Below are 15,299 nucleotides of genomic sequence, written 5' to 3' on the forward strand. Positions count from 1 at the left end.
CGGAATGGAAATTGAACAGTGCGAAAAATCGGCGCTGAGGCGCAGTGAAAACCGCTGGAGCGGCGGGCTGACGCGATAAGTTCACAGTGCGCCCCGTTAAGCGGCGGCGTAATTCATTCCCTTGGGACATCAGAAAAAAATGATGCCCGCAGGCGGAAGACGGGTCTGCGCAGACAAGCAACAGGGCGGGAAAAGAGAGGAGCGCAACAGAATTCTGCGTAACGTTAAAGCGGAAATAAACGGGGCGGACGGGCGATAAAAGAGCGGACCGACGGTCCGCTCGCGCAAAATTTATTTCTTCCAGTAGTCGTCAAATACGGTCACCGGCAGGCGGCGCTTATGCTCGGTTTTCTGATACCAGCCTTCAATGGTTTTAGCGGCGGACTCCTCGATCTGCTGCCCTTCCAGATAGGCGTCGATCTGACCGTAGCTGACGCCCAGCGCCACTTCATCCAGCAGGCCCGGACGATCGTCTTCCAGATCGGCGGTTGGGTGTTTCAGCCAGAGATGCTGCGGGCAGCCCAGCTCTTTCAGCAACATTTTGCCCTGGCCTTTATTCAGGCGATGAATCGGGTTGATGTCGCTGCCGCCGTCGCCGTACTTGGTAAAGAAGCCGGTCACCGCTTCCGCGGCGTGATCGGTGCCAACCACCAGCCCTTTGGTCATCCCGGCGATGCTGTACTGCGCCTTCATACGCTCGCGCGCTTTCTCATTGCCGCGCACAAAATCGGAGAGTTCAATGCCTGCCGCTTTCAGCGCGCGCTCGCTCGCCTGCACCGCCTCTTTGATATTCACCACCAGCACGCGATCGGGCTGAATGAAATCGAGCGCGTCCTGACAATCTTTCTCGTCGGCCTGCACGCCGTAGGGCAGACGCACCGCGATAAACTGATATTCCTGGTCGCCGGTCTCTTCACGCAGTTCGCTCATCGCCAGCTGGCTCAGCTTGCCGCACAGGGTGGAATCCTGACCGCCGCTGATGCCCAGCACCAGCGTTTTAATAAAAGGGTGGGCTTTCAGATAGGATTTCAGAAACTCAACGCTGGTACGGATCTCTTGTTTGGCATCGATGGTGGGTTTGACGCCCAGCGCCTCAATGATTTCCTGCTGCAGTGACATAAACCTCTCCTTGAATCAGTAGCCTGTTGGCTCGTTGCGAATGCATATTCTGTTAAAACTAACGCGCATCCGGCAAAACGACAAGCCGGTTTGCGCCTGAGCCGGCTCAGGCGCGGCGATTTCAGACAGTCTGCGGTTTTTTCGCCAGCAGCAGAAACATCGTGATGGCCAGCAGGTAGCAGCCGAAGATGGTCAGCGTCATGGTCAGCACCGAGGTGCCGCCAATGCCGGTGACCGGCACGCTGATGGCGCCCAGCGTGAACATGGTAACGCCAATCACCGCCGACGCGCTGCCGGCGCGTTGGCCCTGGCTCTGCATCGCCAGCGACGCTGCGGTCACCGAAATTACGCCGTTGCTGGCGACGCTGAAGAACAGCGCCGTCAGCACCAGCGGCAGGGCGGCGCCGGACAGACCGGCCAGCACCAGCGTGCCGGAAGCGATAAACGCCAGCGTCAGGCCGCCCTTCAGCACGCGATATTCGCCCCACAGCGGGCAGAGGCGCGCGCTGGTCTGCGAAGCGATCACCAGCCCCAGCCCGTTAAGGGCGAAGCAGAAGCTGAACGCCTGCGGCGACAGGCCGTAGATCTGCTGCAGCACGAACGGCGAGGCGCCGATATAGGCGAACATGCCGGACATCATAAAGCCCTGCGTCAGACAGAAGCCCATAAACGGACGATGGGTGACGACCTTGCCCAGCGCCGCCCAGGCGGAAAGCAGCGATCCCTGGCTGCGACGTTCCTCCGGTAGCGTTTCATGCAGCTTCAGGCGCGCCAGCGCCAGCAACAGCAGGGCGATCAGCGCCAGCGCCATAAACAGGCCGCGCCAGTCGAGAAACGTCATCAGCGCGCCGCCCATTACCGGCGCGGCGATCGGCGCCAGGCCGTTAACCAGCATCAGCATGGCGAAAAAGCGGGTTAAGTCATGGCCGCTGTACATATCGCGGGCAATGGCGCGCGACAATACCGCGCCGCCCGCGCCCGCCAGGCCTTCAAACAGCCGCGCCAGCAGCAGTTGGTTGATATTCTGCGCCAGGGCGCAGCCGACCGAGGCGATAAACAGCAGGATCAGCGAAAGCGTCAGCGGGCGCAGACGGCCGGTTTTATCGCTGAGCGGCCCAAAAATCAGCTGACCCGCGCCCAGCCCCAGCAGGCCGGCTGTCAGGCTGAGCTGGGCGGTCGCCGTCGGCGTTTGCAGGTCGGCGGCCAGCGCCGGCAGCGCCGGCAGGTAAAGATCGATGCAGAGCGGCCCCAGCGCCGCCAGTAAACCCAGGCTGATGGCATAACCAATACGGTTAGGATGAATAGAGGTCATGGTGTTGTTTGTCTCCCTGTCAGGAATGGTGAGGCTCTGTTGCGCGCGGATTTCTTAAGATCCGCGTCAGGCTGTGATGTCGGGCGGCCGAATTATACGAAGAAGCGCCGCCTCGCCCTACGGTTTTCCGCCGCGACAATCGCTGCGGGCAATCACCGCTGCGGCGGAAGCGCGCGTAAAAGACCGAATAAAGAAAAATGCACGCCATAAATTTGATAAATCAGCAATTATGTTCCACGCTTATGCCTACATGGACAATAAATGAGGAACAACAAGATGAAAAAATTCACAGGATTAGTTGGTGCTGCTGTGGCTCTGGCCGTGTTATCTGGCTGTAGCGCTTACGATCGTGCTGAAAGCTATGTGACTCAGCCGGTTGTTAAGGATGTGAAAAAAGGTATGACCCGCGAGCAGGTACGTCAGATCGCGGGCCCGGCGTCGACGGAAATCACCATGGTGCACGCGCGCGGCACCTGTCAGACCTATGTGCTGGGTGAGCGTGACGGCAAACCGCAGACCTATTTCGTCAGCTACAGCGATACCGGTCGTGTAATGAACTACGGCTTCCAGAGCTGTAAAGAGTACGACACCGATCCGCAGGCCAACCAGTAAGGCCGGATAGCACATTAATGGGGGCGGTCTGCAAAGGCCGCCCCCGTTGTTTTACGCCTCGTCCGTTTACAGTCCCGGCGGTCGCGGCACCTCAAGATATTCTCCATCGATATTGCGTTCATAGTAGTGCCCATCCTGCACATAGTAACGACGCCCGTTGTAATCCAGCGCGCGCATCGCATCGCCCATCGTCATCCGCTCCGTTGGCGGCTGCACCATGACATAAGTCTCGCCCTGACGCTGATAGACATTGCCGTTCAGCAGATAGTAAGTCAGCCCGCCAATCAATACCGCCGTTGCCGCCTCAGGCAGAAAGCGGAAGGGCGCAGGACGTCCCCAGCCGTGTCCGCCCCATTCGCCGCCGTGACGCCAGCCGGGGCCAGGAGCGGGACCATAAGGGTGCGCGACGGCCACGGCGGGCGCCGTCAGGGTCAGAGCCAGTAGCGATGCGATAACCTTTTTCATGGTGATTCTCCTGCATTAACTGCTGGCAGGATTGACGCGGTAGCGGAAAAAAACAAGCGTAATCAGGCCGTTTTTGCGGCTGCTTACCACGCTTAACGCTTCCTTAACGCTTGGGGGAAATTGTGAAGAGAAAAGGCGGGCCGGGCGGCCCGCCTGAGCATCATCAGGCTGGCACGCTCAGTGCTTTCTGACTACGCGACCAGATGCGGTGCGCGCCGAGAAAAGCGATAAATTCGCTCATCAAGACGCCTTCCGCTTTTACATCTTCGATCACGCCTTCTTCAGGCTCATCGTCGCCAAGACCGAACTGCGCCTTAAAGCGACGCGCGTCGCCGCTCAGGGCAATCACTTTCAAGTGCTTATAGGCTTCAAGCAGATAGTAGCGGGCGTCGCCGCTCAGCAGCAGCGCATCGATATTGCCATCCGGCACGATAACCGCATCGACCGTTACCGACGGCAGGCCGCTGAAGGTGCCGTCAATGGGCAGGGTAGAGCCGTCGTCAGCGCGTACCTGGCCCATATGCGCCGCCAGCAGCTTAGCGTGCACGCCGTGCGCCTTCAGCTCTTGCAGGATCGCCAATACGTCGGCGGCCTTAACGCCGTCGCTCAGCAGCAGGGCCACCTGGCGGCCTTTAATGTTGCCGCTCGGCACCGCGTAGAGGCTCAGGCTGGCGTCTTTGCGCAGGCCATTGACATCTTTCGGCGGCGCCGTGTGCAGTTTATCGTCCGACAGCGCGATACCGAGGTTCTGCGCCACGCCGTGCGCCAGCGACACGTCGATATGCAAAAGGTGATCGACCACGCGCTCGCGGATGTAGGCGCGCGCCACTTTACCCAGCTCAAACGAAAAAGCGTCGATAATATGCTGCTGCTCTACCGGCGTCTGGCTCAACCAGAACAGGCGCGGCTGCGAATAATACTCGCCGAAAGAAGGGCTGCGCTCGCGCACCTTATGGCCTTCGATTCGCTCCTGATAGCTTTCAAAGCCGCCGCGACGTGGCTGCGGAGGCGTTTCTCGCGGCCAGTTATCGTTAATCGAGTTTGGCTCATAATTTGCCGGGTTGGTGTCGATATCCATGCGATGCATGCCCTGACGCTGAAAATTATGGTAAGGGCAAACCGGACGGTTAATCGGGATCTCATGGAAGTTAGGGCCACCGAGACGGCTGATTTGCGTATCGGTGTAAGAGAACAGGCGTCCCTGTAGCAGCGGATCGTTGGTGAAGTCGAGTCCCGGCACGATATGGCCCGGATGGAACGCCACCTGTTCGGTTTCGGCGAAGAAGTTGTCTGGATTGCGGTTCAGCACCATTTTGCCGATCAGCTCTACCGGCACCAGCTCTTCCGGGATGAGTTTGGTGGCGTCAAGCAGATCGAAATCGAATTTAAACTCGTCCTCTTCCGGGATCAGCTGTACGCCCAGCTCATATTCCGGGTAGTCGCCCGCCTCGATCGCTTCCCAGAGATCGCGGCGATGGAAATCGGGATCGCGTCCGGTCAGCTTCTGCGCTTCATCCCACAGCAGAGACGCTTTGCCCGCCACCGGCTTCCAGTGGAAGCGCACAAAGGTCGCTTTGCCCTGCGCGTTGATCATGCGGAAGGTGTGAATGCCGAACCCTTCCATGGTGCGGTAGCTGCGCGGAATGCCGCGATCGGACATTGCCCACATCACATTGTGCAGCGTTTCCGGCTGGAGCGAAACATAGTCCCAGAAGGTATCGTGCGCGCTTTGTCCCTGCGGGATCTCGTTATGCGGTTCAGGTTTTACCGCATGGACAAAGTCAGGAAATTTATGCGCGTCCTGAATAAAAAATACCGGCGTGTTGTTGCCCACCAGGTCAAAAACCCCTTCCTGGGTATAAAATTTAGTGGCGAAGCCGCGAATATCGCGCACGGTGTCCGCTGAGCCAGCGCCGCCCTGAACAGTGGAAAAGCGGACGAATACCGGCGTGATCTGATCGGGATCGCGCAGAAAATCCGCTTTCGTCACCTCGCTCATGGAGCGATAGGGCTGAAAGTAGCCGTGGGCCGCCGAACCGCGCGCGTGTACGATGCGTTCCGGGATGCGCTCATGGTCAAAATGCGTGATTTTTTCACGCATAATAAAATCTTCCAGCAGCGTCGGGCCGCGCGTGCCGGCTTTCAGGGAGTTTTGATCGTTGGCGATGCGCGTACCCTGATTAGTGGTCAGCGGGAAATTCTCGCCCCCTTTACGGTGCGCATCCAGCTGATCGAGCTTGGCGTTGCGCGTATCAGGCGACTTCAGGCTGCCAGGGGCGGTAGGCTGTTTGCCCGGCGGCGTCGGTTCGGCAGAAGGCTTATGGGAACCATCCTCAGGGGCCAGGGAATCAAGGCCAGGCTTGGCGGATTCAGGACCTGTAGCCGGCGCGCTGTGGCTCAGTTCCTTATTATCAGTTTCTTTCGACATTAGCATTGCTCCTGTTGATGTCGTTCAAGGCTTCATTAACTATAGAACAGCACGCAAGGTACGCCTGGAGTTTCCGGGGATTTGTGTTATATCAGGCAGCCTTTCGGAATCGCGGAAAAGACGAAAAGGGAAGGCGGAGACGAAAAAAAAGGGCCGGATTATCCGGCCCTTAGCGTGTTGATGCGGATTTCGCTGGCGTTAGCGATGCACCAGCTCGCGATGCTCATCACTGTTGAGCAGCGCGTTGTCAGTCTGCTTCATCCAGCGGCTGGTCAGAGAACCTGCGGTCATTGAACCGTTCACGTTCAGCGCGGTGCGGCCCATATCGATAAGCGGCTCGATAGAGATCAGCAGGGCGACCAGCGTCACCGGCAGGCCCATCGCCGGCAGCACAATCAGCGCGGCAAAGGTTGCGCCGCCGCCCACGCCCGCCACGCCGGCAGAGCTGAGCGTCACGATACCGACCAGCGTCGCAATCCAGACCGGATCGAGCGGGTTGATGCCCATCGTGGGCGCAACCATCACCGCCAGCATTGTCGGATAGAGACCGGCGCAGCCGTTCTGACCGATGGTGGCGCCGAACGAGGCGGAGAAACTGGCGATCGATTCCGGCACGCCCAGACGCTGCGTCTGCGCCTCCACGTTCAGCGGAATGCTGGCGGCGCTGGAGCGGCTGGTAAAGGCGAAGGTAATGACCGGCCACACTTTGCGGAAGAAGCGTAGCGGGTTGATGCCGTTGACCGAGAGCAGCAGGGCGTGCACCGCAAACATCATCGCCAGACCGAGGTAAGAGGCAACGACAAAGCTGCCGAGCTTGATAATATCCTGCAGGTTGGAGCCAGCCACCACTTTGGTCATCAGGGCCATCACGCCGTACGGCGTCAGCTTCATGATCAGACGCACCAGCTTCATCACCCACAGTTGCAGGGTGTCGATCGCTTTCAGTACGCGTTCGCCTTTTTCCCGATCGTCCTTCAGCAACTGCAGCGCCGCCACGCCGAGAAACGCGGCGAAAATCACGACGCTAATGATGGAGGTCGGGTTAGCGCCCGCCAGATCGGCAAACGGATTTTTCGGAATAAACGACAGCAGCATCTGTGGCGCGCTCAGATCGGCCACTTTGCCTGCGTAGTTTGACTGGATAGCGGAGAGACGCGCCGTTTCCTGCGCGCCCTGCACCAGACCTTCGGCGCTCAGGCCAAACAACGTGGTGACGAAAACGCCGACCAGCGCGGAAATCGCGGTGGTGAACAGCAGCACGCCGATGGTCAGCACGCTGATTTTACCCAGCGAGGAGGCGTTATGCAGACGGGCCACGGCGCTAAGGATAGAAGCGAAGACCAGCGGCATGACGATCATCTGCAATAGCTGCACATAACCGTTCCCTACCACGTTGAACCACGCGATCGATTCTTTCAGCACCGGCGCGCTGTCGCCGTAGATCAGCTGAAGCGCCAGACCAAACAGCACGCCGATCACCAGGCCGACCAGTACTTTCTTCGACAAACTCCAGCCGTTGCGGCCCAGCCTGGAGAGCACCACCAGTAAGGCGATAAACGCCAGGACATTAAGAATAAGCGGAACAGTCATCCTGTTTTCTCCATAAATATGCCCCACAGCGGGGCGGTAACGCCGCTGTGAGGCAGGGTGAAGATATTTTTATCCACGCATTAAGTGGCGTAACTGACGGAATGGTAACAGCCCGGAACGAAACAGGATTAGATCCGAATGGAATGGGTTATAACTTTTTGCATTGATTCGTCTAAAAATCAGCCTGCCCGCAGGCTAATTAACCGATCGATGCCCGACTGAACGTTATTCATTAATTTGGCGGGCCAGTCCTCCGCGCCGAAATGAGGCATGCCGGGCGGAAACCACAAGGCGCCCATCACCAGCGCCAGGCAAAAAATGCGCTCCAGCTGGTTTCCCGCTTTGGTGGTCAAGAGCGGCAGACGAAAACGCCAGCGGCAGGGCCAGAGCAGCGGCACGCCGGCGGGCGTCAGCATATCGGCGGCGATATGGCTCAGATAGCCCAATACCATGCCGTGCATGGCGTCGGTCGGCACCGGCCAGCCGTGCGGTAGATTCATCCGCAACAGCGTGACGCCGCCCAGCACCGCCAGCAGGCTATGGGTAAAGCCGCGATGGCCGAAGGCGCGCGCAATGGGCTGCGATATCCAGCGAAAGCGCTGGCCCAGCGTCGAACGAGGATGATCGATATCAGGCAGCAGGCAGGTCAGCAACACCGCCGGAATAATATGCCACCAGTCGCCGTTGGCCAGCTCTGGCGTTAACTCTGCACGTTTGGCAAATATCGCGCTGGCAATGGCGAAAATAACGTGGCCTTCGGCCGTCATGAGGATAACCTGAATACATAACTGTCAATGTATCCAGTATAGGGGATTTATACAGTAGATGGGAAGTTGTGACGCTGTAACCAAAAGTGAATATCGGACGGAGCCAGGCCCCGTCCGGTAAGGTTTAGCGCGCCAGCCAGCCGCCATCGACCGCCAGCGTATAGCCGTTTACGTAATCAGAAGCGGATGAGGCGAGGAACACCACCGGCCCCATCATATCGTCCGGCTTGCCCCAGCGCCCGGCCGGAATGCGACCGAGAATTTCCTGGCTGCGGCCTTCATCGTTGCGCAGCTGTTCCGTGTTGTTGGTCGCCATATAGCCCGGCGCGATGGCGTTCACATTGATATTATGCGCCGCCCACTCGTTAGCCATCAGGCGCGTCAGGCCCATCACCGCGCTTTTCGATGCGGTGTAAGAAGGCACGCGGATGCCGCCCTGGAAAGAGAGCATCGAGGCGATATTGATAATCTTGCCGCCGTTGCCCTGCTTAATAAACTGACGCGCCACCGCCTGCGACATAAAGAATACCGTTTTGCTGTTGATATTCATCACGTCGTCCCAGTCTTTTTCGCTGAACTCAATCGCGTCCTGACGACGGATGATGCCAGCGTTGTTCACCAGAATGTCGATGCGGCCAAAAGCCGCCACCGCCTGTTCCACCACCTGCGGAATGCAGCTGCTGTCCATCAGATCGGCATTAATGTTGACGAAGCGGCGGCCGGTCGCTTCAACCAGACCCGGCGTGTCGTCGGCGCCGGAGTGGTTCACGCCGACAATATCGCAGCCCGCCTGCGCCAGCCCGACGGCCATGCCCTGGCCCAGACCGGTGTTGCAGCCGGTGATCAGCGCGACTTTGCCTTCCAGATTAAATGCATTGAGAATCATGAGTTCGCTTCCTTCTGTCACCATTAACGCAGTTCACTGACTTTGACGTGATCCATATCGTCAAACACCTGGTTTTCACCCACCATACCCCAGATAAAGGTATAGCGTTTGGTGCCGACGCCGGCGTGAATCGACCAGCTGGGAGAGATCACCGCCTGTTCGTTATGCACCAGCAGGTGACGCGTCTCCTGCGGCTGGCCCATCATATGAAACACCGCCGTTTCATCATCCATATCGAAGTAAAAATAGACTTCCATACGGCGTTCGTGGGTATGGCAGGGCATGGTGTTCCACAGACTGCCTTCATCCAGTTTGGTGAGGCCCATGGTCAGCTGACAGGTGGGCAGCACGTCCGGCACGATAAATTTGTTGATGGTGCGGCGGTTGCTGGTGGCGGCGTCGCCCAGCGTCGTGGGAGAGGCTTCCTCCAGCGTGATTTTCTTGTCGGGATAACGCGTATGCGCCGGCGCGCTGTTGTAATAGAACTTCGCGGGACGGCTGGCGTCGATGCTTTTAAACACCACGGACTGCGCGCCCATGCCGACATAGAGCGCCTGCTCGTTGCCGATCTCCCAAGCTTTGCCGTCAACCTCGATCAGGCCCGGCCCGCCGATATTGATTACGCCCAGTTCGCGACGCTCCAGGAAGTAGCTGACGCCGAGCTGCTTGCCCACTTCGCTGCCGATGGCGACGCTGTTGCTGACCGGCATCACGCCGCCGACGATAATGCGGTCGATGTGGCTGTAGGTCATGGTGTAATTATCGGCATCGAAAATCTTTTCGATGAGGAATTCACGCCGCAGGCCAGCTGTATCAAGCTGACGGGCATGGTCGCTGTGAATGCTTTGACGGACTTGCATGTCGATGCCTCTCTGACGTTACAAACGTGTAAAGGTGATGTGTAACCTGTGTCGTGAGCAGCATGATAGGCCCGACGGGAACGCAATTCAATAAAAATGAAATGCTGTTTTATTTATTTTGTATGCTGGATCATATTTGCGAGAAAAAGTCCCGGCGGCTTATCTGAAAACGGGGCAGAGCGGAGGAGAGGCTGATTACCGGCTGCGCTGAAAAGAAAATCCCGCCTGTCTTGCGGCAGACGGGAACAGAAAGACGATTAATAACCTTTGATATGCTGCGGGGTTAACGCAACAAGCGAATCGAGTTTGACATCGGCCAACGCCCAGCGCGGATCATCGCGGTACTCTTCCGCAGGCACCACGATAGATCGCATACGCGCCGCTTTGGTAGCGATCATGCCGTTAAAGGAATCCTCCAGCGTCACGCAGTTTAACGGATCCACGCCCAGCTGGGCGGCAGCGTCGAGATAGACCTGCGGATGCGGTTTGCTCCAGGGCAGCGATTCCGCCGAAGCCAGCGTGTCGAAATAGTCGCGCAGATTAAACAGCGTTAGTACTTTCTCCAACATATGCAGCGGCGAAGCTGAGGCCAGACCTACTTTCAGCCCCTGCGCCCGGCAGAGCTGCAGCGCCTGCTCTACGCCCGGCAACAGCGGTTTTTTCTCTTCTACCAGATTGATGGCGCGCGCAATGATGCGATCGGTGACTTCCTGTTGGCTCGGCCCGCTCCACGGCAGCGTTTCATACCACATGCGCACCACCTGATCGATACGCAGCCCCAGCGTATCGGGCAGTTCGCTCCGGCGCGACAGATCCACATTCAGGGTGGCAAATACGTCCAGTTCGGCCTGATCCCACAGCGGTTCAGAATCGATCAGCAGGCCATCCATATCAAATATTGCAGCCAGTACAGGTCGGGTATAGGTCATACAAAGCTCCGGTTGACAGTTTAATTCACCATAGCATGAAGACCATCAGCAGGCATGCCTGTCGAAGCAGGATAAAAGTGTTTGTCGGCGTTTTTTTCAGGCACATTTCACTGACAGCAGGTAGACTTACTGCCAGACAACAGGTGCAAGGAGAAACCATGACTTATCAACAGGCTGGCCGTGTCGCCATTATCAAACGCATGGTCGGCTGGATTATTTTTATTCCGGCTTTTATTTCCACGCTGGTATCACTGCTGAATTTCATGTTCAGACACAGCGAAAAGCGTCCCGGCATCGATGCGGTGCTGATGGATTTTATTCACGTGATGATCGATATGATCCGCTTTAACACGCCTTTTCTTGGCTTTTTCTGGCGCAATTCGCCGGTGCCCGATTTCAACGCTGGCAGTAATATCGCCTTCTGGCTGATCTATATTCTGATTTTTGTCGGCCTGGCGCTGCAGGCGTCCGGCGCGCGCATGTGGCGTCAGTCGCGGCATCTGAAAGAGGGCGTTGAGGATATGCTGATTCTGGAGCAGGCGCGGGCAGCGAAGGCCGCACCCGCCAGCAGCTGGAAGAGAAGATAGTCGTGCCGCGACATACTATCTTCCTGCAAATTTTCCCGCTCTATATCCTGCCGGTGATTATCGCCGTCGCAGGCTACTTTGTGCTGTCGCTGCTCGGCTTTGTCTGAGCGCGCCGCCGGGCCTCAGGCCCGGCTTTTTTCCCGCTCATCCCGTTCCAGCAGCGCGCCGACCGCGCGTTGCGCCTCCTCAAGCCAGCTGCCGCCAAACACGTTCGCGCGGTTAAGCAGATAGTAAAGCTGATAAACCGGCTGACGCTGTGGGTAATCTGACGGTAGCGGCCAGACCGACTGATAACCTTCCAGCACCTTTTCCGCCAGCGCGGGCGCATGGGAAAGCATCGCCAGTTCGCATTCACGATCGCCCCAGTAGCAGGCGGGATCGTAAATCCACGGGCCGCTGTCACTGCCGGCGCAGTTGGCGGGCCACAGATCGCCATGCAGCAGCGAAGGCTGCGGATGATGCGTCGCCAGCGCGCGCTGAACGCAGTCGATAATCAGCTCGATATTGCCGTACTGAATCCCTTTTTCTGCCGCCAGCTGCAGCTGCCAGCCGATGCGCTGCTCTGAGAAAAAGCGCGACCAGCGTCGCTGCCAGCCATTAGGCTGCGGCATGCTGGTGATGTTGTTATCGAAATCGAGGCCGAAGTGAGGCTGTTCGCTCCACTGATGCAGGCGGGCAAGCTGCTGGCCGAGCAACAGAGCGCTCTCCGGTTGCAGCGGCCGTACCGGAATATATTCCAGCAGCAAAAAGCTGTAGTCGCGATCGCTGCCGATGCCGTAGACCTTCGGCACCCGCACTGTCCGGCTGCGCGCCAGCAGCGCCAGCTGATCCGCCTCGGAGGTAAAGGCGGGCAGCATCTCCTGGTCATTGCATTTTACAAATACCCACTGTTCGCCATAGCGAATGCGCCAGGCGGCATGGACTTCGCCAGCCGGCAACTCTACACGATGGCTGATTTCAGCGTTCCCTAACTGCTCACTCAACAGACGACTTATGGCTGACCACATGGGGTTATCCTCATTTTCGCTGCGTAATGATCATTTTAACGGGTAAAGGTTGCGTAAACCTGGCGCAAACGCACAGGCCGAACGTTATGACTTAAAACGGTTCTGCTGACGATATTCGTCGAAAGTTTGCACCTCGACTTCCGGCGTCGTCTCCAGCGTAGCTTCGCCCACGCCCAACGCCTGAGCGCGGATCTCCGCAGCGCTTTTCGCGCTGATGATGCCGTAGCTGTTGGTGCCCAGCTCGTGCGCATGGCCCTCATCGTCGTGCAGCGTGGTGGAAAAACCGGCGCCGGTCATGGCGCTGTTCAGTGCGAGACCGGCCGCCAGACCGGTATCCTGGTAACGAAAGGTAACAACATAACGGGTTACGCCTGAAGGAGCCATATTCACCTCATTGTTCCCGAAAGAATTTTCAGCTTAGACCACCTCTGTCAAAGGGGCGAGTCGATAATAAAAGCGGTTTGATAATGCAATTAATTATCATTACTATTATGGCGCTAACCTTATGAATAATAATCCAACAGGCGACGCCTGTAACAAGGAGAACGATGTGCATCGCGCGATTAAAGTTTCTGTTTCCGTTTTGATGCTGGCCGCTTCCGCCTCGGCCGTTGCGACAACTTATCCAATCACGCTGACGGATTTCGACGGACAGAAAATCACCCTGAAGAAGGAGCCTGAGCGCATTGTGGTGCAGGATGGCCGTGACATTCTGGCGTTGGCGCTGCTGGATCGGGCGAATCCTTTTCAACGCATCGTCGCCTGGAATAACCTGTTAAAGAAAAGCGATGGCGAAACCTGGCGGCTGATGCTGAACAAATGGCCGCAGGCGGCGCGCATTACCGATATGGGCTTCAGCGATAAAGGCGAAGTGAATCTGGAAAGCGTGATCGCGCAGCAGCCGGATCTGATGATTGCGCAGCTGCGATCCAAACCCTCCCTGACGCAGACCGGCGTGTTGGAAAAGCTGCGGCAGCTGGGCATTCCGGTGATGTTTATCGATACCTTTAACAATCCCGTTAAAGATGCGCCCGCCAGCATCACGCTAATGGGTGAAGCGCTTAACCGCGAGCAGGAAGCGCAGCAGTACACGCAATTCTACCAACAGCACTATCAGGCGATTCAGGAGAAAGTGCGCGCCGTTTCACCGAAGCCGCGCGTCTTTATCGAAGCCAAGGCGGGGCTGGGCGGCCTGGAGTCCTGCTGCTTTACGCATGGTCATGTTGGCTGGGGGGCGATGGTGGAAGCGGTCGGCGCCGCCAATATTGGTTCAGAGCTGTTGCCGGGCGCCACCGGCGACGTGTCGCTGGAGAAAGTGATCGCCATGAAGCCGGACGCTTATATCGTTTCAGGCTCCCAGTGGGCAAGTAAAAATAATGCGGCGGTGCCGTTTGGCTACGGCGTGACCCAACAGCAGGTGGACCGCGCTTTTGATCGTATGAAGCAGCGTCCGGGCTTTGCCGAGTTGCAGCCGGTGAAAGAAGGGCGCTTCTACGGCGTATATCACAACTTCTACAACCATCCGTGGAATATCGTCGGCATCGAATATCTGGCGAAATTCATCTATCCGCAGCAGTTTGCGCAGCTTGATCCCGCAAACAGCTGGCATGAGATCGTCACCCGTTTTACCACCATTCCTGAAGGAAAGGGCGTATTAGGCGCGCAGGCGCCGCGATCCTGATAAAGAAGCACGCCGCTCGGCGTGCTTCTTATTGATAATTCATAGAAAATTCTATTTATTCCTGCCCTGATGCGCTTCGCCTGAATACCCTTTATAATGCGCGCCGTTAATAAGAAAATTCCCATTCGTAGTCCTTTCTCATCAGGATGTTTAGGAATTCGGGCTGTTTAACGCTTGTTTACAAAGTTTACGGTAAATGACGTTGATCGCCGCGTAAAACGCTTCAGACTCTCCCTTTTTTAAAACTGTCGTACGGATCACACATAATGAAAGTGTTTAATAAGCTCTCTGTTGCGCTGCTGCTTTCTGCGGGCGCGTTTGGTCACCAGGCCATGGCTGATAACAATGTCTTTACCGTCATGGACGATCCTTCTACCGCCAAAAAAACCTTCGAAGGCAACGCGGCAGCAGGCTACCTGGCGCAGACCGGCAACACCACCAGCTCTTCGCTGACCGCGCAAACCAATATGACGTGGTATCAGCCGAACACGGCGTACAGTCTGTGGGGCAACGCCGCCAACACCTCCTCAAATGATGAACGCTCATCAGAGACCTATCAGATTGGCGGACGCACCCGTTACAATATGACCGATAACGACTATCTGTTCGGTCAGGCGAGCTGGCTAAGCGATCGATTCAACGGCTACGATTCCCGTGATGTGCTGGCTGCCGGTTATGGTCGTCAGGTATTGAACGGACCGGTACATTCGCTGCGCGTCGAATTTGGTCCGGGCGTGCGCTATGACGATTTCCACGACGGCGGCCATGAAACCCAGGGGCTGGGCTACGGCGCACTGAGCTATCAGTGGCAGATGACCGATACCACTAAATTTATTCAGGGCGTTTCCGTGCTGAGCAGCTTTAACGACAACACTACCGTTAACTCTGAGACCGGCCTGCAGGTTGCTATCAATGCGCACTTCGCGCTGAAGCTGGCTTACAATGTGACCTGGAACAACAATCCGCCGGAATCGGCATCAGAACACACCGACACCAAAACGCAGATTTTGCTCTCCTACGCGATGTAATGTTCCATACTGCAATAAAAACGGGCCG

At 57.3% G+C, this 15,299-nt stretch carries 14 protein-coding genes and 1 pseudogene; 4 read left to right on the forward strand and 11 right to left on the reverse strand.

From position 1 onward, the window contains the following. Positions 1-291: 291 nt before the first annotated feature. Positions 292-1,119, reverse strand: a complete 828-nt coding sequence (gene nadE / locus C2E16_RS09645; RefSeq protein WP_038626411.1) for an ammonia-dependent NAD(+) synthetase — start codon at positions 1,117-1,119, stop codon at positions 292-294. Between the two features lie 121 nt (positions 1,120-1,240). Beyond that, on the reverse strand, positions 1,241-2,431 hold the full coding sequence (locus C2E16_RS09650; RefSeq protein ID WP_038626409.1) for a multidrug effflux MFS transporter: 1,191 nt from the start codon (positions 2,429-2,431) through the stop codon (positions 1,241-1,243). 276 nt (positions 2,432-2,707) lie between these two features. On the opposite strand from C2E16_RS09650, the gene osmE reads away from it, so the two are divergent. Beyond that, on the forward strand, positions 2,708-3,043 hold the full coding sequence (gene osmE / locus C2E16_RS09655; RefSeq protein ID WP_038626407.1) for an osmotically-inducible lipoprotein OsmE: 336 nt from the start codon (positions 2,708-2,710) through the stop codon (positions 3,041-3,043). 66 nt (positions 3,044-3,109) lie between these two features. Here osmE and C2E16_RS09660 read toward each other — a convergent pair whose 3' ends face one another. The 7 genes from C2E16_RS09660 to hxpB all read right to left on the reverse strand — a co-directional run bounded on the left by C2E16_RS09660 (position 3,110) and on the right by hxpB (position 10,968). Continuing rightward, positions 3,110-3,508, reverse strand: a complete 399-nt coding sequence (locus tag C2E16_RS09660; protein ID WP_038626405.1) for a DUF6515 family protein — start codon at positions 3,506-3,508, stop codon at positions 3,110-3,112. 163 nt (positions 3,509-3,671) lie between these two features. After that, a complete protein-coding gene (gene katE, locus C2E16_RS09665; RefSeq protein ID WP_038626402.1) occupies positions 3,672-5,936 on the reverse strand; it encodes a catalase HPII in 2,265 nt (754 codons plus the stop codon). Between the two features lie 198 nt (positions 5,937-6,134). After that, positions 6,135-7,526 (reverse strand): L-cystine transporter, encoded by a 1,392-nt coding sequence (locus C2E16_RS09670; protein WP_038626401.1) that lies wholly within the window; start codon positions 7,524-7,526, stop codon positions 6,135-6,137. A 179-nt stretch (positions 7,527-7,705) separates the two neighbouring features. Beyond that, positions 7,706-8,293, reverse strand: a complete 588-nt coding sequence (locus C2E16_RS09675; RefSeq protein ID WP_084970238.1) for a metal-dependent hydrolase — start codon at positions 8,291-8,293, stop codon at positions 7,706-7,708. A gap of 124 nt (positions 8,294-8,417) precedes the next feature. Further along, on the reverse strand, positions 8,418-9,179 hold the full coding sequence (gene kduD, locus C2E16_RS09680; protein WP_038626396.1) for a 2-dehydro-3-deoxy-D-gluconate 5-dehydrogenase KduD: 762 nt from the start codon (positions 9,177-9,179) through the stop codon (positions 8,418-8,420). A gap of 23 nt (positions 9,180-9,202) precedes the next feature. Continuing rightward, entirely contained in the window at positions 9,203-10,039 is an 837-nt protein-coding gene (gene kduI, locus C2E16_RS09685) for a 5-dehydro-4-deoxy-D-glucuronate isomerase (protein ID WP_038626394.1), read from the reverse strand. Positions 10,040-10,296: 257 nt separating this feature from the next. Continuing rightward, positions 10,297-10,968 carry a hexitol phosphatase HxpB gene (gene hxpB / locus C2E16_RS09690; RefSeq protein ID WP_084970240.1) on the reverse strand — a complete coding sequence of 224 codons (672 nt, stop codon included), beginning with the start codon at positions 10,966-10,968 and terminating at the stop codon, positions 10,297-10,299. Positions 10,969-11,126: 158 nt separating this feature from the next. On the opposite strand from hxpB, the pseudogene C2E16_RS09695 reads away from it, so the two are divergent. Next, positions 11,127-11,662, forward strand: a pseudogene (locus C2E16_RS09695) (YniB family protein). A 15-nt stretch (positions 11,663-11,677) separates the two neighbouring features. Here C2E16_RS09695 and C2E16_RS09700 read toward each other — a convergent pair. After that, a complete protein-coding gene (locus C2E16_RS09700) occupies positions 11,678-12,562 on the reverse strand; it encodes a fructosamine kinase family protein (protein ID WP_038626387.1) in 885 nt (294 codons plus the stop codon). Positions 12,563-12,646: 84 nt separating this feature from the next. Beyond that, positions 12,647-12,946, reverse strand: a complete 300-nt coding sequence (ghoS, locus tag C2E16_RS09705; protein ID WP_038626385.1) for a type V toxin-antitoxin system endoribonuclease antitoxin GhoS — start codon at positions 12,944-12,946, stop codon at positions 12,647-12,649. A 202-nt stretch (positions 12,947-13,148) separates the two neighbouring features. On the opposite strand from ghoS, the gene C2E16_RS09710 reads away from it, so the two are divergent. Then, the gene (locus C2E16_RS09710; protein ID WP_052134015.1) at positions 13,149-14,243 is read left to right on the forward strand and encodes an ABC transporter substrate-binding protein; all 1,095 of its coding nucleotides are present in this window, start codon (positions 13,149-13,151) and stop codon (positions 14,241-14,243) included. Between the two features lie 266 nt (positions 14,244-14,509). Further along, positions 14,510-15,271, forward strand: coding sequence for a DUF481 domain-containing protein (locus tag C2E16_RS09715; protein ID WP_038626383.1), 762 nt, complete (start codon positions 14,510-14,512; stop codon positions 15,269-15,271). The last annotated feature ends 28 nt before the right edge of the window (positions 15,272-15,299 follow it).

Source organism: Mixta calida, from assembly GCF_002953215.1.
Classification (GTDB): Bacteria; Pseudomonadota; Gammaproteobacteria; order Enterobacterales; family Enterobacteriaceae; genus Mixta; species Mixta calida.